General features: G+C 44.6%; 27 protein-coding genes. 13 read left to right on the top strand and 14 right to left on the bottom strand.

Features of this window, described 5'->3' with window-relative positions:
* From R7P69_RS03245 to R7P69_RS03225, 5 genes are all read left to right on the top strand, one after another.
* Positions 1-2,232, top strand: a complete 2,232-nt coding sequence (locus tag R7P69_RS03245) for a response regulator (RefSeq protein ID WP_238952547.1) — start codon at positions 1-3, stop codon at positions 2,230-2,232.
* Entirely contained in the window at positions 2,207-3,631 is a 1,425-nt protein-coding gene (locus R7P69_RS03240) for a TolC family protein (protein WP_238952546.1), read from the top strand. Before R7P69_RS03245 ends, R7P69_RS03240 begins: the two co-directional genes overlap by 26 nt.
* On the top strand, positions 3,621-5,207 hold the full coding sequence (locus R7P69_RS03235; RefSeq protein WP_042521477.1) for an ATP-binding cassette domain-containing protein: 1,587 nt from the start codon (positions 3,621-3,623) through the stop codon (positions 5,205-5,207). Before R7P69_RS03240 ends, R7P69_RS03235 begins: the two co-directional genes overlap by 11 nt.
* On the top strand, positions 5,204-7,342 hold the full coding sequence (locus tag R7P69_RS03230; protein ID WP_238952545.1) for an ATP-binding cassette domain-containing protein: 2,139 nt from the start codon (positions 5,204-5,206) through the stop codon (positions 7,340-7,342). Before R7P69_RS03235 ends, R7P69_RS03230 begins: the two co-directional genes overlap by 4 nt.
* Positions 7,343-7,447: 105 nt before the next feature.
* Positions 7,448-7,822 carry a hypothetical protein gene (locus R7P69_RS03225; protein WP_238952544.1) on the top strand — a complete coding sequence of 125 codons (375 nt, stop codon included), beginning with the start codon at positions 7,448-7,450 and terminating at the stop codon, positions 7,820-7,822.
* Positions 7,823-7,848: 26 nt separating this feature from the next.
* On the opposite strand, the gene R7P69_RS03220 is transcribed toward R7P69_RS03225, so the two are convergent.
* The 3 genes from R7P69_RS03220 to R7P69_RS03210 form a co-directional block, all read right to left on the bottom strand.
* Positions 7,849-8,739 (bottom strand): RNA polymerase sigma factor RpoD/SigA, encoded by an 891-nt coding sequence (locus R7P69_RS03220; protein ID WP_017635872.1) that lies wholly within the window; start codon positions 8,737-8,739, stop codon positions 7,849-7,851.
* A gap of 328 nt (positions 8,740-9,067) precedes the next feature.
* A complete protein-coding gene (locus R7P69_RS03215) occupies positions 9,068-10,510 on the bottom strand; it encodes a diguanylate cyclase domain-containing protein (protein WP_238952543.1) in 1,443 nt (480 codons plus the stop codon).
* A gap of 238 nt (positions 10,511-10,748) precedes the next feature.
* On the bottom strand, positions 10,749-11,045 hold the full coding sequence (locus R7P69_RS03210) for an alternative ribosome-rescue factor A (RefSeq protein ID WP_017635870.1): 297 nt from the start codon (positions 11,043-11,045) through the stop codon (positions 10,749-10,751).
* A 365-nt stretch (positions 11,046-11,410) separates the two neighbouring features.
* Here R7P69_RS03210 and R7P69_RS03205 point away from each other — a divergent pair, with 365 nt between their 5' ends.
* From R7P69_RS03205 to R7P69_RS03190, 4 genes are all read left to right on the top strand, one after another.
* On the top strand, positions 11,411-11,620 hold the full coding sequence (locus tag R7P69_RS03205) for a cold-shock protein (protein WP_005375625.1): 210 nt from the start codon (positions 11,411-11,413) through the stop codon (positions 11,618-11,620).
* An 89-nt stretch (positions 11,621-11,709) separates the two neighbouring features.
* Positions 11,710-12,255: a YaeQ family protein gene (locus R7P69_RS03200; RefSeq protein ID WP_005375627.1), complete on the top strand. Its 546-nt coding sequence runs from the start codon at positions 11,710-11,712 to the stop codon at positions 12,253-12,255.
* Positions 12,242-12,784, top strand: coding sequence for a hypothetical protein (locus tag R7P69_RS03195; RefSeq protein WP_053303766.1), 543 nt, complete (start codon positions 12,242-12,244; stop codon positions 12,782-12,784). The genes R7P69_RS03200 and R7P69_RS03195 overlap by 14 nt, the downstream gene beginning before the upstream one ends.
* A 111-nt stretch (positions 12,785-12,895) precedes the next feature.
* Complete coding sequence (locus R7P69_RS03190) at positions 12,896-13,255, top strand: glutaredoxin family protein (RefSeq protein WP_005375631.1); 360 nt, start codon at positions 12,896-12,898, stop codon at positions 13,253-13,255.
* Between the two features lie 191 nt (positions 13,256-13,446).
* Here R7P69_RS03190 and R7P69_RS03185 read toward each other — a convergent pair whose 3' ends face one another.
* Entirely contained in the window at positions 13,447-14,073 is a 627-nt protein-coding gene (locus tag R7P69_RS03185; protein ID WP_085569492.1) for an OmpA family protein, read from the bottom strand.
* A 282-nt stretch (positions 14,074-14,355) separates the two neighbouring features.
* Between R7P69_RS03185 and R7P69_RS03180 the strand changes: the two genes are divergently transcribed.
* Entirely contained in the window at positions 14,356-14,988 is a 633-nt protein-coding gene (locus R7P69_RS03180) for a thiol:disulfide interchange protein DsbA/DsbL (protein WP_042521488.1), read from the top strand.
* 13 nt (positions 14,989-15,001) lie between these two features.
* Positions 15,002-15,475, top strand: a complete 474-nt coding sequence (locus R7P69_RS03175; protein WP_005375638.1) for an FKBP-type peptidyl-prolyl cis-trans isomerase — start codon at positions 15,002-15,004, stop codon at positions 15,473-15,475.
* An 82-nt stretch (positions 15,476-15,557) separates the two neighbouring features.
* Here the strand turns inward: R7P69_RS03175 and cyoE are convergent, their stop codons facing one another.
* The 4 genes from cyoE to R7P69_RS03155 are packed head-to-tail and all read right to left on the bottom strand — an operon-like array spanning position 15,558 to position 18,798.
* On the bottom strand, positions 15,558-16,457 hold the full coding sequence (gene cyoE, locus R7P69_RS03170) for a heme o synthase (RefSeq protein ID WP_005375639.1): 900 nt from the start codon (positions 16,455-16,457) through the stop codon (positions 15,558-15,560).
* Entirely contained in the window at positions 16,450-17,469 is a 1,020-nt protein-coding gene (locus tag R7P69_RS03165; protein ID WP_158155329.1) for a COX15/CtaA family protein, read from the bottom strand. The genes cyoE and R7P69_RS03165 overlap by 8 nt, the downstream gene beginning before the upstream one ends.
* 11 nt (positions 17,470-17,480) lie before the next feature.
* The gene (locus R7P69_RS03160; protein WP_017635864.1) at positions 17,481-18,017 is read right to left on the bottom strand and encodes a hypothetical protein; all 537 of its coding nucleotides are present in this window, start codon (positions 18,015-18,017) and stop codon (positions 17,481-17,483) included.
* Positions 18,007-18,798: an SURF1 family protein gene (locus R7P69_RS03155; protein WP_199267669.1), complete on the bottom strand. Its 792-nt coding sequence runs from the start codon at positions 18,796-18,798 to the stop codon at positions 18,007-18,009. Before R7P69_RS03155 ends, R7P69_RS03160 begins: the two co-directional genes overlap by 11 nt.
* Between R7P69_RS03155 and R7P69_RS03150 the strand changes: the two genes are divergently transcribed.
* Entirely contained in the window at positions 18,797-19,033 is a 237-nt protein-coding gene (locus R7P69_RS03150; RefSeq protein ID WP_005375504.1) for a DUF2909 domain-containing protein, read from the top strand. The two genes, R7P69_RS03155 and R7P69_RS03150, sit on opposite strands and share 2 nt — an antisense overlap.
* Positions 19,034-19,057: 24 nt before the next feature.
* Here the strand turns inward: R7P69_RS03150 and R7P69_RS03145 are convergent, their stop codons facing one another.
* From R7P69_RS03145 to coxB, 4 genes are read right to left on the bottom strand one after another with little or no spacing between them, the layout of a single operon-like run.
* On the bottom strand, positions 19,058-19,942 hold the full coding sequence (locus tag R7P69_RS03145) for a cytochrome c oxidase subunit 3 (protein ID WP_005385214.1): 885 nt from the start codon (positions 19,940-19,942) through the stop codon (positions 19,058-19,060).
* A gap of 51 nt (positions 19,943-19,993) precedes the next feature.
* A complete protein-coding gene (locus R7P69_RS03140) occupies positions 19,994-20,533 on the bottom strand; it encodes a cytochrome c oxidase assembly protein (RefSeq protein ID WP_047101617.1) in 540 nt (179 codons plus the stop codon).
* A 20-nt stretch (positions 20,534-20,553) separates the two neighbouring features.
* A complete protein-coding gene (ctaD, locus tag R7P69_RS03135) occupies positions 20,554-22,185 on the bottom strand; it encodes a cytochrome c oxidase subunit I (protein ID WP_017821601.1) in 1,632 nt (543 codons plus the stop codon).
* Positions 22,182-23,345 (bottom strand): cytochrome c oxidase subunit II, encoded by a 1,164-nt coding sequence (gene coxB / locus R7P69_RS03130; RefSeq protein ID WP_005385208.1) that lies wholly within the window; start codon positions 23,343-23,345, stop codon positions 22,182-22,184. The genes ctaD and coxB overlap by 4 nt, the downstream gene beginning before the upstream one ends.
* A gap of 330 nt (positions 23,346-23,675) precedes the next feature.
* Here coxB and R7P69_RS03125 point away from each other — a divergent pair, with 330 nt between their 5' ends.
* A complete protein-coding gene (locus tag R7P69_RS03125; protein WP_025768465.1) occupies positions 23,676-25,370 on the top strand; it encodes a phospho-sugar mutase in 1,695 nt (564 codons plus the stop codon).
* 98 nt (positions 25,371-25,468) lie between these two features.
* Here R7P69_RS03125 and R7P69_RS03120 read toward each other — a convergent pair whose 3' ends face one another.
* Together R7P69_RS03120 and R7P69_RS03115 are read right to left on the bottom strand one after the other, a co-directional pair.
* Positions 25,469-25,891 (bottom strand): GNAT family N-acetyltransferase, encoded by a 423-nt coding sequence (locus tag R7P69_RS03120; protein WP_238952542.1) that lies wholly within the window; start codon positions 25,889-25,891, stop codon positions 25,469-25,471.
* A 79-nt stretch (positions 25,892-25,970) separates the two neighbouring features.
* Entirely contained in the window at positions 25,971-26,603 is a 633-nt protein-coding gene (locus R7P69_RS03115) for a LysE family translocator (RefSeq protein WP_086047290.1), read from the bottom strand.
* Between the last annotated feature and the right edge of the window lie 79 nt (positions 26,604-26,682).

Raw genomic sequence — 26,682 nt, 5'->3', positions numbered from 1 at the left:
ATGAGTAGCAAACCTTCTTACAATATTTCCGTTCCTGTTATGCGCCTAAGCATCGCTTTCAGCTTGATGCTGGCTGCCCTCGCCTTTTATTTGTATATCTCTTGGGAAAAAGTGGATTCAGTCGAGAAAGTGCAAAACGCGCCTCTGTTGGTTCAAGCTCAACAGCTCAACCAAACTATCGAGTTTGATATTCAAACGCTTCAACGCTGTTTAAGCGCGCGTTATTGCAGTACAACAGAGCTTGATTTTGAGGTTCTGAAAGACGAAATTGACCAATTTAAGTCGCTCGCGTCACTCAACAAAACCGAGTTTAGCTTGGTGGGCGCGACCGAATACACGCAGCTTGAACTGGCAATCAATCGCTTCTCAGACAGCCAAAAAACACGCGACGATGTGTTGGCACTGTACCTCTCGCTCACCAATAACTACCTACAAATGGACGACAACTACCGGACCATATTTAACAACCATGCGAGTGACCTAATGATGGAGAAAAACGAGTTCTTCATTTGGTTGTTTGTGGTCGTTGTCGTACTGGTTGGTATCGCAGTGCTATCGAACTTGGTGGCAATCCTTAAACTGAAAAAATCCAGCTCGAATGAGCGTGACATTGACCAAGAATTCGATGAGCTTTATCAAGAACTCAAACTACTGGATTTACAAAGGTTGGAAGAGTTGCTGAATGAAGTGAGCATCAATCCTAAGCAGCGTCAGATCTACTCACACCTAAAACTGATTTTCAGCAAACTCGAAGAGCAAAAACGCAATAACGATCTCTACAAGCAGCTCTATGCTCTGATTGGTTACGAGATTCGTGGCATCACCAACACCATTAACGGCGGCGTGCAATATCTCGTTCAAGAGACCGATGAGAGCGGAGTGTTGATGGCGCAAGATATAACCTCGGCTGCCAATACCCTGTCTGAATTGGCAGAGAACTACAACCGACTCATTTCACAAGGGACCGAGAGCAAATCGAAAGAGTTTTCACTGCTGAATGTACTGTCTGAATTGATGATTCACATCAGTTCAAAAGTGCAGCGAAATGAAGGTGAGCTAGACTGCTTTATCTCAGATAACTTACCAAACCGTGTTGAAGGACAATCCACCAGCTTATTCTGGGTGTTGTTCCTTCAGCTATCAAATGCCATCCAACTCAAAGCCGACAAGAAACTGTTTGTCACCATTGAATCAGGTGCGGCGTCAGACATTGAAAATACCCGCCTGACCATCAATCTAAACTTCTTAACCACGCTGGATGTGCCGCTTGCCAAGCTCAATACCCTACACTGGAGCGACCATAAACAGCACACTGCAACCAAAGACGATTTGGCGAAAAGCGTGTTGAAAGATTATGGCTATTACGAGAGCCATTGGTATCAATCGGGCAATCAGGAACGTTTTCAAATTCAGCTCGATTTGAAAGCCAAAAGCTTCCACACCGAGAAAACTCGCTTCGACAATAAGCGCCTATTACTGTGTGCCAACTCTCAGCTGCGCATTGATGTGATGAGCAAAATGTTAGTCAACTTGGGCTTAGAGATTACGCCAATTCGAACGCCGAACGAACTCTTCTCTGCGGCAAAAACCTTTGGCGAATACGATGCCATCATGCTGACCGACACGTTCGAGCCAAACAAGCTGCCCTCACTGAGCAAAACGGTGAAATCGCAACTGCGCAATCACCCGAACACCAAGTTGCTGCTCTCGGTCACTAGCACTCAGCAAGCGCAAGAGAGCCATACCTTTGCCGACAAGATTCTGAACTCCCCTGCGATTCCGTATGAGTTTATCCCCAATCTTTTAGCAATCATGGAAGCGGAAGCCTCAGAAGATCAGATGGAGAACAGCTCATTCCTGATTGTGGAAGATGACCGTGTTCAACAGATTCTACTCAAACGTATTTTGAGCAAGCAAGAATACGAAGCCGACACCGTTGGCGATGGCGCAGACGCTGTTCAGCACTTCATGAATCAGCGCTCGGACATCATTTTTATGGACTGCATCATGCCTGGCATGGGCGGTATTGAAGCAACCAAACGCATTCGACAATACGAACAAGAGAGCGGACAAAACCCTTGCACCATCATAGGCGCGACAGCATTGACCAGCAGTAATGAACACCAAGCTTGTATCGAAGCTGGAATGGATTACGTGATCAGCAAACCTTATAAAAACGACGAAATCATCAAGGTGATCAACAAGTATGTGGCGGTACAGAAACTTAACTAGCTGCGTATTGGCAGCGCTTACATTGAGCAATGCTCCTTCGGCAATGGCGACCACCTTGCTTGAGGCGGTCAAACTCGGCTTGGAAAACAATTTATCTCTGCGCGCTAGTGACAAAGGCGTGGAAGAAAACGAATACAACATCGACATTAGCCGTTCTAAGTTCCTGCCTTCTTTAAACGGTGCCGCTGATACAACATGGAATGAAAACGAGACCATATTAACGGGAACACCAGATAAACGTTCAAGCTACAACTCAAATAGCTACAGCGTGTCTTTATCGCAATCGGTGTTTAACCTTGGCGACATCTTCAAATACGGCACCGCGAAGCTTGATTTCAACATTGAAGAAATCAAACACGAGAACAAAATCCAGAGCACCATTTCTGAAATCGCGACGCAATATTTCGAATACCTCAAAAACAACGCGCAAATCAAAGCCACCCAAGTAGAACTTAAATCGTCTGAAACACGTGAGCGCCAAATGCGTCGCAACGTGGAACTTGGCAACACTGCGGCGAGCGAGTTGTATGAGGTAATTGCCCAGAAAGAAGGCATTGCCAATCGCTTAAGAACCTTAGAGAAAGACCGGCGCGTAATTTTGAACGGTTTAGAGATTCAAGTTCAATACCCAGTCACCCCATCACAGGACATCTACGAAAGCGTGCCCTTGGCGGAAATCAGCGAATCCGAACAACGTGAGATTCTTGAACAAGCTTTGAAGCTCAATAACGACTTATTGGTTGCGAAGAAAACCGTCGAGCGCAGCCGAAGAGGCTTGAAAGAAAGCGGTTCAAACTTTGTGCCGACCGTATCGCTCTCTGCCAGTTACCGTTACGACGATGCGAACAACTATGACCGAACCGACCCAACCGCAACAGGGGACAGTAACTCGACCAGCGTCGGGTTGAACTTGAATGTGCCAATTTTCTCCGGCGGTTCGGATTACTACGGTTATCAAAAATCGTCGACTGCCATCGAGCGAACCGAGCTGCTGTACCAAGATTCATTGTTCGCGACACGCAATAGCGTTAACACCTCGGTACTCAACATTAATGACTTCTCCCGCGCTATTAGCAGTTACGAGAACATCATCCGTGCCAACTACGCTTCCTACAAAGGCATTCAACGCGCCTACCAACTTGGCACGCGAACCATTACCGACTTACTGGCCGCGGAAAGTAAACTGTTTAGCGCGCTACGTGATTACGAGAGCGCGCGTTATGACTACATCATTGAATCGATCAATCTTGAGCAAATCAAAGGCATGCTGTCGGTGCAATCCATCGAAAGCATCATGCAATTAATGAGCGATATCGAAGGCAGAAGCAATCAAGACTTAGTTCCAAAACACCTTCTCTCCAAACCATCGATTAAGAAAGGAGGTCGCAATGCAAACTGAGTATTTTTCCCAAAAGATTAACTTTGCTGACAAATGTTACCTGACTTTCTCAACGGTCATCTCGACGCTGTTTGGTTTAGTACTGCCCTTTTCGATTCTAATTATCTTTGACCGTGTTTTACCTAACCAAGCCAAAGACACGCTGTTTCTTCTGTTTGCCATTATCTTGATCACCATCTTCCTCGACTATCACTTAAAGAATCAGGAAGAGAAGATTTCGTCGGTGATCATGAAGCAATTCGAAACCAACTTAACCAACAAGGTGTTTCAATCAATCTGTTTGGCTGAGATATCGAAGTTTCGTCGTCTAGAACCCGGTGAATACCTAGAGCGTATTGCGACCATTCCAGAGATTAAATCCTTCTTTGGCGGAGAATCTGTACGGGCATTGATCAACCTTGCCGTCAGCATACTGACCATTCTGATTATCGGTGTGATCAACATTTGGGCGGGAGTGACCATCTTGCTCGCCTCCATCATTTTGGCGGTGTTCGCACTCAGTCTTTCCAAGCAGAAAATCAACAGCTTAGAAAACAAATCCGACATCGAAGGCTTAACTACTTCTAAAATCATCGAGATCATCTCTAGCCCACTCGATATCAAAGCGCGCAATATGGAATATCGCGTTGAGAGCTTGATGACACAAATGGTGGAAGAACGTGAAGTCGAGAACATCAAATACGAGCAAATTGAATCAAACTTCAACCTTATCTTGTCGCTCATACAACAGCTCTCCATCGCTTGTGTGGTGGTGGTTTTGGCAACGGCAGTTATCAACATGCAATCGAGCCAAGGCATCATGGCTGCCATCATCATGCTTACCAACCGCTACTTCGCGCCATACCAGCAAGTAATGCGCACGGTGAGTCGATGGGAGTTGAACAAGCTTCATATTCAACGTATCGCCGAGCTGCTTGAGCTTGCTGCATCTATAGAACAACAAAACGACACGACGGAAGTCGAGCGCATCTCGGTGAAGTATTCGGAAAAACAACGCATTGAGTTTGAACGCGGTCAGGCTTACTTGCTGACGGGGAAAAGCGGCGCAGGTAAAACCCACCTCGCCAATTGCATTACGCGGCAAAACACCGACAGCAAGCTCGATATCCAAATCAACGAGACACCGCTCGATGATGTCAACTACAACGTCTGGCGTAATAGCGTGCTCATGGTGGACAAAACCAGTTCGTTCGTCGAAGGGACCATCATCGACAACCTGACTTGTTTCCGCCCGAGCTTAAATAACACCGCATTTGCGCTTTGCGAAACCATGAACATCAAAGCACAAATCGATGCCCTTCCCGCGGGTTTTTACACCGAGCTCAAAGGACATTTACGCAACCCATTCTCACGCCAAGTCGCTTATGCCTTGTTGCTGGTGCGTGCCTTACTTGCGAACAAACGTGTGTTGATCTTCGACGACATCGACTGTGTTTATGATGACGACTTTGCTCGATTGGTTTTGACCAGTACCGCCTATCGCGCCAACGACAAAATCCTCATCATCGTCAGCAACAAGATGGACAAACTCAATCATCGCCTCAAACGCGTCAAACTTACCGGAGGTGACCAATGAGTATTTTGGTTGATTTTAATAATGTCCCTCAGCGCTTGTTGGACTTTGAGGCTCGCAGTTATGACGAGCGATACAATGAGTCACCTTTGATTCGTGGTTTAGCTTACACCCTCATAGCGCTTGAATGGGAAGGCACACCTCCTATCCTCAGCGACGCTTTTATCCCCAAACCAAAAGACAGCGACAGTTTTATCGCTACGATTGAACGCCTTGGTTACCGTTGTGACGTCACCAAACTAAAAACGTTGGAGCACATCGAGGGGCATCCTCATCCTTGTTTTATCGAGATAGAAAACCTCACTGCGATTTTCTTGGGCACTAAAGACGGCAAACTGATCCTGTTTGATTACACAAATAACAACACCATTGAATACCCGCTCTGCAAGAAGCCGTGCTTGTTGGTCTCGATCAGCGAATACTCCCGCTTATTCCGAGAACCGCCACCTGAATCTCAAGACCGCAGTAACTGGATTAAATACGCGTTTTATCGCTACAACAATGAACTCAAAAGCCTGATTATTCTCAGCTTCGTGGTCAGCATTCTCGGCGCACTCCAGCCCTTTTTTATTATGAGTGTGTACAACTTCGCCTTAACCTCTAGCTCGCAAGCCACGCTTTATTGGCTCACGTTATTTGCTGTGATTGTTGGGTTCTCGGAATACTTTTTCAAGAAAATGCGGGTCAACATCATCGCCACATCAGGAAAGGATTTGGCGGTGCATATTTCTCAAAACGTAATATCCAAACTGTTGTGGCTTCCTTATTCGATGACATCCACCGCAGGTGTCTCTTCTCAGTTAGCGCGTTTGAAAGACATCGACACGTTCCGCCGTTTGGTAACCGCAGAGTCAACATTAAGCTACTTCGACATGCCGTTTGTTATCGTATTCATTATTGCCATTGCTCTTATGTCTGGTACCGCGGCGCTAGTCGTTATGGCGGGGTTGATTCTAATGTTGGTGTTCTGTGTTTATTCTCGTTACATCTACTCGCAAGCCACGTCCAAGAGCTCTCGCGCCAACGCCATGGTTTCTTACCAATGGAATGAGATTCTTCGTGGTATAAAAACCATCCAAGGCTTGCCATTATTGCGTGTTATCCAGTCCCGCTTTAGCGCATCGCATTTACAAAGCACCAACGATGCAGAACATGTTTCAGTGACTAATAGCAGGGTTCAGGCAGCAGGCGGGAGTTTGATTCAGGTTATTGGTACCGCAAGTATCGTCGCGGCCGTTATCGGCGTGATGGACGGCACCTCCGATGCAGGTGCAATGCTTGCTACCGTAATTTTAGTCTGGAAGGCGTTGGGGCCAATTATGGGCATCTACAACTCTATTTCTAAGTTCCAATCCATTAAGGCGTCTTCTGCGCAAATCAACAACCTTATGGCGATGAATGACGATAAGCTAACGTTAGAGAAAAGCCCCCCTATTCGCCTCTTTCAAGGTAGTATCGTCGGCTCTGGTGTGAGCCATCGTTATAGTGGTGCGGCAACAGGCTTAACTAATCTTGGTTTTAAAATTCCACCGGGCGCAAAAGTCGTGATTTGTGGACCAACAGGTTGCGGTAAAACGACGCTCATCTCTATTATCGCTGGGCTAGAGGAACGCTATCAAGGCTCAGTTTCGGTGGACGGTTATAACATCAAACAGTTCAACAGTTACCGCTATCGAACCTCGATTAACTACATCCCGTTTAACCTGCATATTTTTGAAGGCTCCTTGGAGACTAACTTCATCTTGCATAATGGATTAACCCCAACAGAAAAAATGCGTGAAATGGTGAGTTTCTTTGAGCTCGATACATGGTTACCACAAGGCCTGGACACTCAATTGAGCGTTGATATCTGTAAAAGTTTACCAAATGGTATTCAACAAAGACTGCGGCTCGCATTAGGGCTAGGCAACTGCGAACAATCTTTGATTATCATTGACGAGCCATTTAATGGTGCAGAGCAAGAAAACTCCCACTATTTCAAGCGGTTATTTAGCGACAAACTACTCAATAAGACCGTTATTTTCTCAACGAATGATCCGGGCATGATCTCTACATCCAACATGAGCTTAGTCTTGGAGCCAGATGGCAACCTGAAATATTTCGGGTTAACCGATAAGTACTTAAAAAGTCTAAGTTAAGTTCGGAATGTGGTGTGGTTCATCATTCATACTTGAGCACGGTCATTGACAAAAATGTAAACGATGAGACTATTTACTCTGTAAGCGCGTACACTAAGGAATCCGATGTATACATTTGTTGCAGACAAATTGGATGTGGTTTATTTATCAACAATACCAGAAAACTACCAGTTACAAGACTTCGATGTGCCTGAAGAAGAACTCGAAATTCGTGAAATTGTAGAGGTATGGTATGAGTCTGCGTTTCTACCTGACTTTAACCTTCAACACATCGACATCGAAAACAAAACCGCATTAGTCGAGACACAAGCGCAAGTCGTAAACAACTACACAAGTACGCTCGCTTTTTTACTCAAAAGTCGCACTTATCGCGCAGCACTTAACCGATTATTGAGTGTATGGAGATTGGAGGCAGCAGCTAAAGCACAGCTTGAGCTGCTGTTACTTACGGAAGAACAGAGTAGCAAGCCAGTAAATTAATCGGCTAGGATAAGGGGCTAAAAATCTTAAACCCAACCATCGAATCGGAGACGTTTCTGCACGCGTTCAACCGCCTCTATCTGCATCTGACGAACACGCTCGTTAGATACGTTTAATAACAGGCCTATTTCCGACAAGGTTTTCACTCTCTGGTCAAATAATCCGAATCGATGGATCAAGACTTTCTGCAACTTAGTTGGCAAAGTTTTAATAATATTTTCAATAGCTTGAGTAAAGCACTGGTTTTCACAGTCTTGTTGTGGATCTGGCGTATACTCACTTTCACACAGTTCAAGAACAAATGGAACACGATGTAGGTCCGCCGTGGTCGATACATCAATAAAACCACTTAGAGCAACAAGTTCATCTATGCGCTCTGCTTTCACCCCTGAGCAGCGTGAGAGTTCAGAAATAGACAACTCCTTGCTCTCACTTTTTGACGCATCGAGCTTTTTTAAAGCCAGGCTATTTATCTCTTTGCACACATGAGCAGGTAAACGTACCGTGCGGCCATTGTTCATTAATGCCGCTTCTATATTCTCGCGAATCCACCATACCGCATAAGTAGAAAAACGGTAGCCTGGCTCAGGATCGAACTTATCGACCGCTTTTATCAAACCAATGTTACCTTCTTCTATTAAATCGAGCAGAGTAAAGTTATTACCTGGCCGTTTGAGGTAACCTTTTGCGATTTTCACAACAAGTCGAAGATTAGACTCAATCAACATTTCGCGCGCTTCTTCATCACCAGCTCGATTAAGTTTGGCGTAATGCAACTCCTCTTCACGAGACAACAAATCAATGCCCACAATATCTTTGAGATAGTGAGCATAAGGGTCTTTCCCAACTGACAACGATTCTTTCATTGACAGTTCATCCGTGACAGCTCGGAACCTAGCAAAGCATTCGTTGTTCATTCCCCGTCCTTCTCAAGCCAACTTATTTCTTATCTTCTTTAATTGTTTTTGTACAACACCGTATGCATCATGCTTTATATGCATTACTTTACACTGAGTGTAGACAGGGGTTCTGATCTTTACCAAGAAATCACTTATCACTTTAAAACAATTACTGCTTCTATGATAAAAACGTGAGCAGGCGGGGGTTTATATATATGAGAGTGCAAGTATTTGTACGCAAATTGGCCTCAAAGAAAACAACGCAACGTGATCGTCAACGCTTACCACCTTACTCTGACTAAAACTTTGAGGCTTGAGGATGGTTTGAAGTATCAGTTGAATTAGCTTAATTCACTTGACGAAGCGCAGGTAGAAGCTGACAGTCTGTTATAACTTGGAAAACTGCACGATTCTTTCCTTCAGACTTACCTTGATACATCAACTCGTCAGCATCTTGCAAGCTCACGATGTGGGTAAACTCAGGATAGTAAGCACAGCCCAAACTGATACTCAAATGAATTGCTTGTCCGCCCAGTATAACAGGCTGATCGTAAACGGCTTTACAAAGCATATTGGCAAAATTGAGCGCTTCTCGCTCTGACAGAGAAGACGTAACGAGTGCGAACTCTTCTCCTCCAATTCTCGCCAATGTCATTCGGTCATCAGTCATCGACTTAGCGGCTTCTGCGATGGCAACTATTGCTCGGTCTCCAGCAAGGTGGCCATATCGATCATTGATTGATTTAAAATCATCAATATCAAACACCATCACCGTTAAGTTTCGCTTCAAATGATTCAGTAGCGCCAATTGCTCAATCAGGTGTCTACGGTTGTATAGCTTTGTGAGAGAATCCGTCAACGTCATCTCTAGCAATTGCTGATTGGCAATCGTTAATTGCCTTGTCCGAAGAGCAACCATACGTTTGAGGGCAAAAATATGATAAAGCGTTGCGACCGCCATAATGAAAATAGCAATAGGGAAAAGATAAAGTGGATAAACCGTTTTCACCAGACTCCAACGGGTGAGGATCCGCTCACGATCCGTATCGATGACTTTTTCAAACGCTCGTGATACCTCTAAAATGGAAGTTGCACTGTGCATTCCTGCTGCAATCCGAAGATCTTTACTATATAAGCTAATTGTCGGGACAAACATACCCGCTCCCGGCGTGGTTGCCATATAAAAGTTAGCAACTTGCAGGTCCGCAACGAAGTACAGCACCTTTTTATCGACGGCGGCTTGTATCATCGAATCATTGTTAATGTATTCTGCGATAGGTGCATTCGGATAATTCGTCTGAACAAACTCAGACTCGTAACTTCCTTTAACAACGCCAATTGGCAGCGTCATTTCGCCAGTTAAAACACTCCTGATATCAACCGAAAGTACATCTTTATTTACGTACAATTTGGTTTGGATAGGCATTATGACTGCGCCAAAGTCCATATACTTCGCCCTTTCGGGCGAGTAGACAAGTCCTCCGTGAAAGTCAGCCTTACCCTCTTTTACGGCTTGCAAAGAAGCATCCCAATCCAAAAGGAGAAACTGAACGTCGATTTGGTTGTTCACCGCGTACTCTTTCCAAAAGTCGATTAAAATACCTTTAGGTTCACCATCTGGGCTAAGGTAAGAGAACGGCTTCCACGCTTTGGAGTTAGCAACAATTAAAGAATGAGACTCTGACTTGTGTGCATGCGCCATCGGACAAATGGACAGCCACAGTAGTAATAAAGAAGCACACGCTTTTTTACATTTGCAACCATAAGTACCATAACTCGTCGATGACATACCTACTTCTCACCAGTCTTTTTAAACCATAATCTCGGCTGTTTGATTAGACTAAAGATATAGTAGAGTTGCATAAGACAGGAAGTGACGCTTATTGATATGAATCTAACTTAGTAAGTTTTAGTACTTAATTGGTACTTTCAACGCCTAGTTCGCTGAAGCAGTTGAAGCAGTTGAAGCAGTTGAAGCAGTTGAAGCAGTTGAAGCAGTTGAAGCAGTTGAAGCAGTACATGATAAATTAGGAAAACTTATCTGGTACTAAAAATTGAATATCATCAGTTTTGCAAACACCTAGTACCAACAAAAAAGCCCTATTCAAAATCCACCTTGGGGAGAACTTTGAATAGGGCTCTTTGCCTCTATGCTTCATTTTACGGCTGAAGCTACCTTTACCTTTTTTCGCTTTAACGACTCGTGTTTGGAACAGCTGACTGGTAACAACCGCTTTTAACGCGTTGTCTTTGATTTCACCTCTGCCGAAGTCGGTCTCATGTTGTGAGCCACTCGGTTGAGGACTGATTTTACGCTTTGCCATAAATCCTCCTTAATGGTCGAACCAGATTGGACAATAATTATATAAATAAGTCAAATTTATAGATTTAGTTGAATTTTATGCTAAAAAACTTCACATCACCGTCATTTATTTGAAATTTAATCAAAAACATGCTGGTTAAATAGTGACTAAATACAAATATTTGTCCATAAAGCACTAATATATGTTGACTCTTCGTGGAATTAACCTAGACTCAAACACGGCTAGAAAGAAAGTTCTTTGTTTTCACATTTCGTTGGATTACTTGTAACCCGTCGTCCTGTGGTACGCAATAGCAATTTATTTTTCCACGCTATAAGCGCCGTTGAGGCGAAAGATTACATTATTTAGATATTTAGGAAATAGACATGTCTAACACAGCTACTGGCACAGTTAAGTGGTTCAACGAAACTAAAGGCTTCGGTTTCATTCAACAAGAAAACGGTCCTGACGTATTTGCTCACTTCTCTGCAATCACTGGTGACGGCTTCCGTACTCTAGTTGAAGGCCAGAAAGTAGAATTTGTTATCTCTCAAGGTCAAAAAGGCCCTCAAGCAGAGCAAATCAAAGTACTTTAATTCTTAAAGAATTTGATACGATAGCCAGCTTTTAAAGCTGGCTATTTTTTTGCCTAAAACTTATTTTGCCAACAAAACGATATAAATCTATGGCTCTTAAACCAACCATTTACAAATTTCGTATCGCCATTTCCGATATGAATAATGACTATTACGATTCTAAAAATCTAACTATCGCCCTTCATCCTTCTGAAAAGCCGCAACGAATGTTGGCTCGCATTCTAGCTTACTGTTTAAATGCTCAAAGCAATCTGGAGTTTACAAAAGGACTCTCTACGATTGAAGAGCCTGATTTATGGCATGTTGGCGATGATCAAAGCATTACTCACTGGATTGAAATTGGCGAACCAGAACCAGACAGAATTAAGAAAGCTTCTCGCCTCGCAAAGCATGTAAAAGTTTACACTTATAACACCAAAGCGGCTGTCTGGTGGGACAAAATGTCAGGAAAGTTCTCAATGCTTCCCGTCAACGTAGAGAGCTTTGACTATGACGCTATCGACTTGATTTGTCAGCATCTTGACCGAGGTACTAGCCTTTCTGTTATGATTACTGGCAGCTCAATTTTTGTTGATATCAATGATCAACATATCGAAGTAACGGTGAAGGAACTAAAAAACCATGACGTCTCTTAGTGAACTGAGTCAAGAGATGGGATTTGAAGAAATCCCCTTTGTTAAAGAACATAAAGCAGCAAAGCGGCGTTGGTTAAAAGAACAGTCACAACTATTTACAAAAGTTTGTGAGAACAAACCCACAACAGCACCTACTCTTCACCTGCTTGGCCTTTTGACCAAATCACATATTGAAGCAAGTGCTAACTACGAGCAACATGCTCACTCTACCCAGCGTATGCAGCAAGTTCTGACTGACTCCTTGGGTAATGAGCTCGCGGATAAGTTTACTAACCAATCTGCTGAAGACCTAATCTTAGTCACCCACCTTTGGTTATACACGCAAGGCTATTTAAATATGGATTTCAGCTTGGCGCACGATCATGCCGAGCAGACTCAAAATACATTGCAGCATGAGCTTGTCATAAAACGCATGGACGTTGATGCATTCAGAACCGAACTCATGCAAAGTTTTTATCAAGGTAAAGAAGCCCGTCCGGCTTCAGCAAGTGGCTTTTGGGGTTGGTTTAAACGTCTATTTTCCGCATAAAATACATGGTTTTATCCATTTCAAACAACTGATAGACTTCACGCTCAGTGCAACAAGCATCATGATTGCATTCTTAAAGGACAGTTACCCAATGAACGTCAAGGGATCATTATGAAGTTTATCCGTTGGATTTTAGGCAAGGTTATCTTATTGCTGAACGCGGTGTTCTCACCTCGTGGTATTAAGCGCACCGCAGAAGAACAGCAACGTATTGATGAAAAAGCGAAACAATACGCACTTTACCAATTTGAAGCCTGCCCTTTTTGCGTAAAGGTCCGCCGTGCAATGAAGCGTCAATCGGTGAACATTGAGCTACGTGATGCAAAAAATAATCCTACTCATCGAGCTGAACTAGAGCAAGGTGGTGGGCGAGTTAAAGTCCCTTGCCTTCGTATCGAAAAAGATGGCGAAACACAGTGGTTATACGAGTCATCTGACATCGTCGCTTACGTTGAAAAAGAATTTGCCTAAGTTCCCCCTATGAACATTGGCGGATGTAAAAGAGGCACCTAACGGTGCCTCTTTTCTATTTTTTCTAGCTAAATGTTGCCGTGCGAGCTTTCCTTATTCAGTCTTCTTGCTCAACTCCGAACTTAAACTCCACTAAGCAAATAACGGGTATGCAAGAACAACACAACGAAGATTACCACCCAACGTCTGCGTTATTCATCCACGATCAATGTTAGCTCTACGCGCCGATTGCAAGCTTTACCACTCGCTGTCGCATTGCTGCACTTCGGTACATACTCTCCGAAGCCTCTAGAAAACACTCGTTGACGTGGAATACTCGTCGCCAATAATTGTTTTTCTACTTCACGAGCTCGCTTTTCAGATAGCGTGTCGTTGAAGCTTTCAGCTCCCGTACTATCCGCATGACCATCAATCACGACATCAACATCAGTTCTTCCCGCCAGATAGTGACCAATGTTTCGAATCCAGTCTTGAGATTGAGCAGATAACCTTGCTGAGCCCGTTTGAAAATGCACTTGCTCTTTCAAACGTATCATCAGGTGGCCACCACTGAGCGTCTCGTGAGGAATGTTATGCCTGCTCAGGAACATTTCCAGAGAGGTCACGTTTTGCGACTTTTTTACTGACGCCCTCGCCGTTTGATATGAACGAGAGGAAGAAGCCACATTGGATGCGCTCGGGTATCCCCACTCTGGGTGTCTCAGCTCAGTGTTTGATTTAGGAGCTGTATCTAAAATGTTCCCACCTGGGACCATATCTTGATCGAGGCTACTGCACCCGGCCAGAATGCCACAAACAATTAAAAACCAATGCTTCATACCATTACCAACGTAGAAAAACTCTTGTTCATTGTGTCGACAAAACACGCCGAATCTTTAGCGCTTTTGTCCACCGATTGGTTTGTCTATGCAGCGTTCATGCCACTTGAGTCAATGCAAAATCATCTCTCAAATAAAACGCAACACTAAAATACCCTACCCTTACAGTCCATACGTCAGGCAAAGTCTGTTACCAATGGTCTCACTTTATTGTTATTTAATGGTTTTAGTCACTATCGTTAACCGATAAACTAACGCAAATTTCTCATTTAGAGCACTACTATGTTAAAAACCATATCGAAAGGCTTTGCTGTTGTTGTTGCCGTAATGGCTTTGTCGGCATGCGATAGCGGCAAGAGTCAGCCTCAGCAAGGCAAACAATACGAAGTTTTGCCAGTATCCCTTGAAGAGTATGATTTAGCTCCCCTGACTGAAGCATTCTCTTTAACTTGTGGCCACTGCCGCTCAATGGAAGAGTTTGTCCCTCAAATTGAATCATTGACCGATCAAAGCGTTGAAAAAATGCATGTAACGTTCAATGAAAGTGCACAAGTGAGCGCCATCATCTTCTATACTGCCGTAATGCAGCTTGAATCAACACCAGATAAAGCGTTTATGGCGGATCTTTTTACTGCTGTGCAAATGGGTGCCGATGCAACGGCTGAGGAACGCCAAATCGCCGTAGAGAAAGCCTTTGAGTCTCGCAACCTTATCAGCCCTTACCATTTAGATGAAGCACAGCAAAAAGCGCTGTTTGAGTACATCACTAAGGCAGAAGCGATCACGACTCGCGGCCAAATTAACTCCGTTCCAGCCTTTATCGTAAACGGAAAATATCAAGTGATTACTGGTGGTCATGACAGCGTTGAAGCCATGGCAGAAACCATCAACTTTTTGCTAAAACAACCTAAATAGACAAGGAGATTACGTGTCTAAATTTTTGTTTCCTCTTATTATTTTTATTTTGGCGGGCTTTTTCATTTACCGTACTTGGACAAACCATAAAGTAGCAGATGAAAACTTTGCCAAAGGCCAAGCATTCTTACTAGAAAATGCGAAAAAAGAAGGCGTCATCACAACAGAAAGTGGCCTTCAATACATGGTTCTTGAAAAAGGCGAAGGTGAGGTTCACCCAACTGCAACAAGTAAAGTAAAAGTACACTACCACGGCACCTTGATTGATGGCACGGTATTCGATAGCTCTGTTAATCGTGGTGAGCCGATTTCATTTGGTCTTAACCAAGTCATTAAAGGCTGGCAAGAAGGTCTACAATACATGGTAGAAGGTGAGAAAATCCGCCTTTTCGTACCAAGCACGCTTGGCTATGGTAAGAGTGGCTCTGGCCCAATTCCACCAGCAAGTGTTTTGATCTTTGATGTTGAACTGCTAGAAATTCAATAAATCTAGAAAGCTTTGTCTTAAAGCCAAAGTATCAAAACCAAAAACGCCGCGAACCACGCGGCGTTTTCTGTTTTAAGAAAGGTTAAAAACCAATATAGTGATCCGAAAGCAATGCAATGAACAACGCCAAAAGATGATAGATAGAGAATTTAAACGTCTCCATCGCGGTATTTGGCTCTGGTGCATATTTTAGCTTCCATGCATGGTACATAAAGCCAACATTGAGTAGTAGCGAGGCAAAAAGATACACCACGCCGACCATACCAACCAAAACCGGTAGGACACAAACCAAAGTCAATAGCACCGTATACAACAGAATAGAAGTTTTGGTGTACTCAATGCCGTGTGTCACTGGCAGCATGGGAATATCTACCTTGCGGTAATCCTCGACACGATGAATAGCCAGAGCCCAAAAATGTGGTGGCGTCCAGATAAAAATGATCATCACGAGCAGCCAAGCATTCGCATGTAATTGCCCTGTTACAGCAGTCCAACCGAGAAGAGGCGGCATCGCACCGGCAATCCCTGCAATGACGATATTTTGGGGCGTAGCACGTTTGAGGTACATTGTGTATACCATCGCATAGCCGAGCAAACTCATCAAAGTCAACCATGCCGTCAGCGGGTTGACCATCGCATATAGAAGTACAAACCCTAAGACACCTAAAACTGTAGCGAAGGCTATCACCGATGATGGTTTAGTCTCACCCGATGGCAATGGTCGTTTGTGTGTACGTGCCATTCTCGCATCAATTCGGCGGTCAATTAGATGATTAAACGCTGCCGCAGACCCTGCCATCAGACCAATCCCCGTTAGGCCAACTACCGCCTGCAACCAGGGGAAATCATCAACTGGGGCTAAGCTCATCCCTACTACTGCCGTCACCAACATTAACGCCACCACTTTAGGTTTCGTTAACTTCAAATAAACGGAACTTAGTCGCTTTCGCCCATTTAACGACAGCGCGATTTCTTTACTCATAGCGAACTCCTTTCGCGGTGTAATTCCAAGCCGTTTTACCCTGCCACAAGTAAAACTGGCTAACACAAACGAGACTCAACATAACAGCGGCACCAAGGTTGTGCGCCACCGCGACATAGATAGGAAGTTGAAATACTACGTTGCTTACACCCAGCATAATTTGGCACACCAGAGTGAATAACAACCACCCTCCGATTCTCTGTGAATGATGAGAATCTTGCCTCATAAGCCCAATACTATAAGCCAATACCACGGTGGCGGTAACAATAGCGCCTATACGATGAGTGACGTGTATAGTCATTCTTGCCGGATACTCCAAGACACCAAATTCATAATTCTCGAATCCAGTTTGCCAGAAAGAAAACGCTTCTTTCCATGAGAGATGGCTCATCCAGTCTCCCTCACAAATCGGCAGTGTGGTACACATCAGCGCAGCATAATTTGACGAAGTCCATCCTCCAAGGAGCACTTGCACCAAAACAACCAGGAAAACCAACAATGAAAAGCCTCTCAGAGAGCTAGAAGATGGAGAGAAATAGAGATTGTTTTGCGCTTTTAATTGGCAGTAAAAAATCGCCTGTAACGCCAATAAAACAAAACCACCGAGCAAGTGAAGCATCACGATGACGGGCATTAATTTAAGAGTAACTGTCCACATTCCCAAAAGTGCCTGCCCAATCACCAATACGCTTAGCAACATCGGAAAGGTTGAATTTACACGCTCAGACCTTACTGATATCGCTGCCATCGCAAAAATGACTAAACCTAACGTTCCCGCAAAATAGCGATGAATCATCTCAAGCCATGCTTTCTCATGCTCTACTGCCCGCTCGGGGAAGTTCAGGTTAGCACGTATGACGTCTTCTTCTTGATGCGGCACAGAAAAGTGCCCATAACAACCAGGCCAATCCGGGCAACCTAACCCTGCATCTGAAAGGCGAGTATATGCCCCTAACATGATCACCACGAGAGTTAGCAGCAAACTGAATCTAACCAACTGAATTAATTTCATATGCACTTCCTCTAACCGACTCGTGACAGTTTTAAGAGCTTGCGTAAGTCCGCCAACATACCTTTATTCAATAGGACTAAGTCCTCATTTGGTTTCGGCGAGTAAGACATCACCAGTTGCCCAAGAGGATCAACGATCAACATTTGCCCAGGTTTCACTTTTGCGGTAACCAATTCATTCATTTGCATCGCTAACATCGATACTTCCATGGGATCTGAATGCTCAGTCTGCCAAACGACTGGCACTACTCGCTCTTGATACTTACCTAAAGCAACATGGCTTTGCTGAAGCAGGTAAAGCTGCTGTTTACACTGTTCAGTGCATTCGTTAGGCAATACATAAGCGAGTTGCCAACCATGGTCTTTGAGAGGTGACTCTTGACCAAGTTGCTCTAACGTCGTGTATGGTTCGACTAACTCGCCTCTATTGGTCACTCCGCTTTGATACCACCCTTGTGTGAGAATGACTTTTGCAATGACAGCGGGAAGCGCGAACGTACAAACCAGCGCAATCAACATTAGTCGTCCTTTGGTTACTTTAGATGTCATGCTTCACCTCCATGTGACGCAACTTTTTTTGCCAACGAACAAAAACAATTAAAGTCAGTAATAAGAAAACACCTGCCATCGAAAACCATTGAATCGAATAGCCAAAATGTTTGGCACTATTGAGTGGCAATGGATTCCAAGGAAAGTCATAGGGCCAACGAGTTAAATTGTCTGGCTGCAAGACTGCGGGCATAAGTTCAATATTCAGTAGCTGATTCAATTGCGCGATGTTTAGGTTTTGCACGCGAATAACATCGCCAACTTCCGGCATTAACTCTGAGCTCAGTGGATTAGTAGATTTTCGGTACAGGCGTCCTGTGATGAAAATCGAATTATCGAGTTTGGTGACCGTTGGTAACATTGAGCGATCTGCTCTTCCCTCGACAAAACCAAGCTCCAATAACGCATAGGTACTAGGCTCATCGCTCGTCAATACAATCTGAAATGCTAAATATCCCACACTGCCTTGATGCGTTTGGTTGTCTAACAAAATTACGGGAAACGCCTGAGGAACAACATTAACTTCCACTTTTTTCCCGAGGATACTTTCCTCTCGCCAGTCGTTGTCTTCAAGAACGACGCTTAGTGCTTGGTACGCACTATCCGCACGCGCGAGAATGGCTTGTTCCAATGCTTGTTTTTCTTGCCCTCTCTCAAACTGCCAAAAACCCAGTTTGACCAAAAGAGAAAACACAACCACAGTTAAACCAACTGCAACCCAAAACCGTTTCGATAGCCATAATTGTCTTGATAACAACAATGATGAAACCGGAGGTGCCATGTCCACCGTATTTCTATTCAAACTGACGCTTGTCCTTTTGCTGCTTTTCATTATCTTCAACCTCGCAAAAGCGCTTATCGAAATGGTTCGTGAAGACCCAGATAATCCTGAAAAAAGAGACAAACCCATGAGTCATTACTTAGGCCGTCGAGTCATGTTCTCCGCTTTGGTGGTCGTCCTTTTGCTTATTGCGCTCAGCTCGGGTTGGCTAGCACCAAACCCTCGCCCTTATTAGTCGAACCAAGAGTTCACACTGCGCCTAAAGTACGTAAACAAACACAAACAGACATAACCAAACCACATCCACGAAATGCCAATACCAGCTGCCGGCTTGAAAGGCAAAATGGTTCTTTGGCGAAAAGTGATCTTTAGCGATTCTGAACAGCAGCACGATTAAGAAGATAGTCCCAAGACAAACGTGTAAACCGTGGAATCCCGTCAACATGAAGAACGTGTTACCGTAAATACCGGACTGCAACGTGAGCCCTATGTCTTGATAAGCATGAACATACTCAACCGCTTGGTAATATAGGAAAAAGCCAGCAAGTACGATGGTTATCTCTAACCAAACAATCAGTGCCGTTCTTTTGTCTTGTTCAAGGCTTATATGCGCCATATGTAGCGTAATAGACGACAATAGCAGCAAGATAGTATTGGTAAGTGGTATGCCCTGCCACGGCATAGCTTGTGTTGTTTCTCCCCCCGGTGTCAGTGTGAGTGGCCACATCGCTTCGAAGGTTGGCCACAGGACTTCGTTGGTCATGAAGTTATTATCTGCCCCACCTAACCAAGGCACAGAAATCATTCTGGCGTAAAACAAGGCACCAAAAAAGGCACCAAAAAACATCACTTCAGAAAAGATAAACCAGCTCATTCCTTGGCGAAAAGAACGAGTAATTTGCGAGCTGTATTTTCCACTCAGTGATTCAGTAATCACATTACTAAACCAACCAGCCAACATGTAAAGCAAGAACAAGAAGCCCACCGCTAGCACAATGCCACCAATGGTTCCCACTGCACCGTCACTTTGTGTCCCCTGGACGGTCATGCCTGCGCCAACAGCAACCAAAAACAGAGCAAATGCACCGATGATCGGCCAGCTACTTTGAGCGGGAACATAATATGTTCCTGGCTTGTTACTCATAATTTCTCTCCTTACTGACCAACCTTGGTCTGTATCTCTCTCCCTGAGTGGCTAAGAGCCTGTAGGAGGGGGAAGTTTATAGAGTGTGTAAGACAGCGTTAACGTGTGTATAGACTCCGGCAAGCCCGGTTCGATATAAAAAATCAACGGCATTTGAGCTTGCTGTTTACCATCCAGAGGCTGCTGGTTAAAGCAAAAACACTCAATCTTATTGAAGTAAGCAGCTCCAGTCCCGGGAGAAACAGAAGGAACGGCTTGCCCCACCAACTTCTGCCCGCTTTCATTAAATGCAAGGTATTCGGTTTGTACGACTTCACCTGGGTGAACATCCATCGAAATCACTTTGGGTCTAAACTCCCAAGGCATATCTGGGCTGACATGCGCCATAAACTCCACGCGAATAGTTCGACTCATGTCCGGTTGCATACCTGTCGGTTGAATGGCGGCCACTTCACTTGTCTTTCCATTGATTCCCAGTGCGTCGCACATCACGTCATAAAGTGGGACCAGTGCATAGCCGAAGCCAAACATTAACAGGGTCGCCAAAAGTAACTTCACTGTGAGCTTCTTGTTTGATGGATTCGGTTTCATGTCACTCACCCCACTCTTTGCTAGTCAATCTCAGGCGGTGTAGTAAACGTATGATGTGGCGCGGGGCTTGGCACTGTCCACTCTAAGCCCTCCGCACGTTCCCACGGTTTTGCAGAAGCCTTTTCCCCGCCACGAATACACTTGATCACCAACCATAAGAAGATCAGTTGTGACAACCCAAATGCAAACCCACCAATTGATACTATTTGATTAACATCAGCAAACTGAATGGCGTAATCCGGTATGCGTCTTGGCATGCCCGCTAAGCCTAGGAAGTGCATTGGGAAAAACAGGACATTGACGGAAATAATTGAGCACCAGAAATGCCATAAACTCAGCTTGTGGTCGTACATATTACCCGTCCACTTAGGTAGCCAGTAGTATGCCGCTGCCATGATCGAGAATACCGCACCAGATACCAACACATAATGGAAATGGGCAACTACGAAGTAAGTGTCATGATATTGGAAGTCCGCCGGCACAATCGCCAACATCAGTCCCGAGAAGCCACCAATGGTAAACAGCACAATAAAGGCAATGGCAAACAACATTGGCGTTTCAAATGTCAGAGCTCCACGCCACATGGTGGCAACCCAGTTAAAGACTTTAACCCCCGTTGGTACCGCAATCAGCATAGTGCAATACATGAAGAAGAGCTCAGCAAAAACTGGCATCCCCGTGGTAAACATGTGGTGCGCCCACACAAGGAAAGATAACAATGCAATGCTGCACGTCGCGTAAACCATCGAATGATAACCAAACAGCTTCTTACCACTGAAAGCAGGCAGAATGGCGGAGATGATTCCAAACGACGGTAAAATCATGATGTACACTTCTGGGTGACCAAAGAACCAAAAGATGTGTTGGAACATTACCGGGTCACCACCACCAGCTGCGTCAAAGAAGCTAGTCCCGAAATATTTGTCAGTAAGAACCATGGTCACCGCACCCGCTAGTACCGGCATAACCGCGATCAACAAGAAAGCGGTGATTAGCCAAGTCCAAACAAACATTGGTAACTTGAACCAAGTCATTCCCGGAGCTCGCATATTTACGATCGTCACGATAACGTTGATCGCGCCCATAATGGAGCTGATACCCATGATATGAACAGAGAATACAAACAGCGCAGTGCTATCCGGGCCATAAGTCGTGGACAGCGGAGCATAAAACGTCCAACCAAAATCAGGACCGCCACCAGGTAAAAACAACGAGCTCAACAAAATAAGAAATGCAAAAGGTAAGATCCAAAAGCTCAAGTTGTTCATACGCGGCAGCGCCATATCTGGAGCGCCGATCATCATCGGGATCATCCAGTTAGCAAGACCCGTAAATGCTGGCATCACCGCACCAAATACCATTACTAAACCGTGTACCGTGGTCATTTGATTAAAAAACTGCGGATCGACTAGCTGTAGCCCTGGCTGGAACAGTTCGGCACGAATGATCATAGCCATCGCACCACCTGTTAGAAACATCGCAAAGCTAAACCAAAGGTAGAGGGTGCCTATGTCTTTATGGCTTGTAGAATACAACCAACGAGTGATGCCCTGGGGTGCATGATGCTCGTGACCATCATCAATCGCAATGGTACTGTTCGCACTGGCTTCTGCTGGCGCAGACTTCACTGCCTTATCAATTGGCTTACTCATATTTCCTCCTTAGCACTGCCTTGTGCTTTAAAGGCATTCACATCGGATGCTTGCACTGTATCGCCAGTATCGTTGCCCCATGCATTTCGTTGATATGTGATAACCGCGCCAATTTCTTTGTCACTTAACTGATTAGAAAAAGCCTGCATTGCGGTGCCCGGGCGACCGTTGACAATAATATCTATGTGCTCTGTAACATCTCCGGTTGCAATAGGACTGCCTTTAATCGCGGGAAATGCACCCGGAATCCCCTCACCATTTGCCTGATGACACACAGCGCAACGCGCCGTGTATATCGATTCGCCTTGCGACATCAATTCATCCATAGATAAGTCTTGAGAGAGCGCTTCTTGTGCCGCCGCTTTTTGAAGTGCGAGTTCTTCCTTCTTACTCGCTAGCCATTCATCGAACTTTTCTTCTTCCATCGCATGCACCACCACTGGCATAAATCCATGTGCACGACCACATAGCTCCGCACACTGACCGCGATATACGCCTGGCTCATCAATTCTTGTCCATGCTTCATTAATAAAACCTGGAATGGTGTCTTTCTTGACGGCAAAGTCCGGTACCCACCAAGAGTGAATGACATCATCAGAAGTCATCAAAAAACGCACTTTGCGATTCACAGGCAACACCAAAGGGTTATCTACTTCCAGTAAGTAATGTGCGCCTTTAGCTTCGATTCCATCAATTTGTTTTTGGCTGGTGGCAAGCAAACTAAAAAACTCAACATCTTCGCCAAAATAGCTGTAATGCCATTTCCATTGCGAGCCTGTGATCTTGACCGTGATATCCGATTGGCTTGTGTCTTCCATTGCTACTAGAGTTTTTGTTGCGGGAATCGCCATAGCGACAAGAATGATGATGGGTATGACCGTCCAAATAATTTCCACTTTTGTACTTTCATGGAAATGTGCGGCAACTGCTCCTTTTGACTTGCGATGACGGAAGATGGAATAGAACATCACACCAAAAACAATCAAAGCAATTACACAGCAGATATAGAAAATCAGCATATGTAATTCATACACTTGCCCACTTATCTCTGTGACCCCTTTTGTCATGTTGTAGTCATTTTCCTTTGACCAACCAAAAGAGGAAAATGTGATTAAAATCACATTCAGTGATAAGGCTAGAGTAGTCGTTAATCTTTTCAAAAGATCTCTCCTCTGCTCAGCCGCTACGCCTACGCGAGCTTCCTTGCGTCCCGATGCAAATATCGAACAACTTTACGAAAAATCACAAAAACTACGATTTCGACACGGTTTGTTATATTTATGTTAAAAGGCTAGTTATAGTTCCAAGGTTCTTCAAGAAATTAAATATGATTAAATTTTGTTCGGATAAGAAAAATTAATTCGGTTTATCGATTGCCCTCTTTGAAATGTAATTGAGAACCATTTACATTGATTTAAAAGAAAACATTGAGATACTTACCAAACGAAGTGTCCAAGAAAGTAGGCTCCCCCTACTAAGGAATGACTGATATGACAGCACTAATTACGCAATGGCTAGAACGAGACCCTGATCCTAAGACTCGTGAAGAGCTACAACACCTCGTCGATACGAACAATGAACAAGAACTTACTGATCGCTTTGGCTCACGCCTTGCCTTTGGTACTGCAGGCTTACGTGGCAAAGTGGGCGCAGGTCCAAACCGAATGAACCGCTTGGTGATTCAAGAGACCGCCACTGGTTTAGGGAACTATTTGCTTGAGCAAGTCAAAGATGCCGCGAGTCGTGGTGTCGTTATTGGCTACGACGGTCGTCCCGATTCAAAACAATTCGCGCATGATACCGCATCCGTACTGACGGCCCTTGGTATCAAGGTTTACCTAACGTATGACGTTGCAGCAACCCCAATTGTTGCGTTTGGTGTCCGTACATTGAATGCTGCGGCCGCTGTTGTTGTTACTGCCAGTCACAATCCACCAGAATACAATGGCTTTAAAGTATATTGGGAGAATGGCGCACAGATTATTCCTCCGCACGACTCTGGAATCGCAGCGAAAATTGATGACGCAACAACGAAGCCATTACCTTTAATGTCTCTCGATGATGCAAAACAGCACGGTTTGTTAGTTTGGTTGGAAGACGACTACTACCAAACTTACCGTAAGACAATGAATGAAAACGCGCTGCTTACTCCTGACAACAATACCGATATATCTATTGCTTACACCGCAATGCATGGCGTTGGCGCGAATATGGCGGAAACGCTACTTGCCGACGCAGGCTTCCAAAAAGTGGCAAGTGTTAAGGAACAGCGCGAACCTGATGGAAGCTTCCCAACCGTCAACTTCCCAAACCCTGAAGAAGCCGGTGCAATGGATATGGTGATGGCATTAGGTAAGTCCGTAGATGCCGATATCGCTTGCGCGAACGATCCAGATGCAGACCGTTTTGCCGTGGCAGTTAAACGCCCAGATGGCGAGTATCAAATGCTAACAGGTGATCAGGTGGGCTCACTGTTTGGCGATTACTTGTTGGAACAGCAACCTAACGCTTTGGTTGGCAACACCATCGTATCCTCAAGAATGCTGAGCAGCATCGCTAAGGCGCATGGCGCACAATACTATCAAACATTAACTGGCTTTAAATGGCTTACTAACGTTGCCATGGAACAAGAGACAGAAACCAACCCATTCTTGTTTGCTTATGAGGAAGCGCTCGGTTATACCGTGGGTAACAAGGTGTGGGATAAAGATGGTTTATCTGCAATCGTCGCGTTTTCACAGCTAACAGGCAAGCTTAAAGCGCAAGGCAAAACACTGTGGGATAAACTGGAAGAGCTGTACCGCGAGCACGGTTTCTACTTCAACGCACAACGCAGCATCGCTCTCGACCCGAACTCTCCACCAATCGGCGACAAACTCCGAGCAAATCCACCAACAGAGATTGCTGGTAAAAAAGTTGCAGTAACCGAAGATCTTAAAACATCGGTTCGCATGTTTGACGACGGCTCTGAAGAATCCATTGACTTACCAGCAAGTGACGTATTGATTTATCACCTAGAAGATCAATCTCGCGTGATTGTTCGTCCTTCTGGTACTGAGCCAAAACTAAAATGTTACTACGAAGTCATCAACCTCTTCCCTGCGGATATGAGCTATGAACAAGCACAGCAAGCAGCAGAAGCGAAGATGAACGAACTTATCGACGCGCACCAGCAAAGTTTGTAAGTCAAAGAGAAACATAGATATTTGATACAACAAGAGGCGCAAATTCGCGCCTCTTTTTTTATTTTCACTAGAACAAGTCAAGCTAACCCGTGCTTTCCCTAGCCTACAATTTCCTTTTGTAGAAAGTACTTGTGGATGCCCTCTGCAGGATAGCCTGAGTACTGCCCCACTTTCTCAAAACCCAATTTGAGATAGAACTCAAGAGCTTGAAAGCTGTAGGTATCCAAATAAACATGGGTAACCCTATGAGGCTTTACTTTTTGTTCTAGCATCGACATTAATTGACTACCGAGACCAGAGGTTCGACTTTCAGCGTCTACCCACAAAAACTCAACAAACACCGTATTTTTAAACATTTCGCCAGTCAAGCCACCCATGATCTTGCCATTCTCATCTTTTGCGAAACAGCCTACAGCATGCACTTCCCCTTCAGGTAAATGCAGTCGGTTATAAGATCGAATACCTTCACGAACAAAATCAAGGTCTGTTTGATCTGGATTTAAACAAAATTCAAGCTTCATATACCCTCTCCTTAGGAAACACCAATATCCTAAAACAAAAAGCCAGCAATTGCTGGCTTTCTGATGGCATATGATAACTTTACAAGGCGAAACTACTCAGTATCCACAACGCCAGAATAACAAACACTAACCCCATTAGTTTATGTTGATACGTGCGGAATTTTTCGTTCTCGAGCAGCCCTTTGCCCAATGTGCCTGCTAACCCAACAAGTAATAAATTGAATGACAAGCCAAGAACGTTCAACAATAACCCTAGCGCTAGCATCTGCTCACCAGAAGATGCCGTGATATTGCTTGAGACAAACTGCGGCAAAAACATCACAAAAAAGACCAAGGCTTTAGGGTTGAGCAAATTACTCATCAAAGCACGTTGATAATAAGTTGATGCCATTTTGTTTTGACCATCAAGCTCTGGAGCCGAAGATGCCTCAGCTCGTAAGCAGTCCCAACCCATTTTTAACAAGTAAGCGCCACCTAGTAGATGAAGGACTTTAAGGGCTATTGGGCTCATGGCAATCAGGGTAGATACGCCCATCGCAGCAAGCAAAGTAAGAATAACACCAGACGTCGCATTGCCTAAGCTAGCAAAAAGACCGACCTTCTTACCGTAACTCATACTAGAACTCGCTATCAGCAACATATCGGGCCCTGGTAATAGCAACAAAGCCATTACTGCGGTGAGATAAACAGGAAGTACAGATAAATCAATCATGATGAAACCGCTTTTCTACAACAAGGCGGCGAATGTTATACCAACAAAATGACATCATCCAGCCCAAAATAGCCAAGAT

Origin of the sequence: Vibrio sp. 661, assembly GCF_033339315.1 — a bacterium.
Lineage (GTDB): Bacteria > Pseudomonadota > Gammaproteobacteria > Enterobacterales > Vibrionaceae > Vibrio > Vibrio alginolyticus.
Note: the sequence above shows the minus strand (reverse complement) of the source record. Positions and strands in the feature narration are given on the sequence as shown.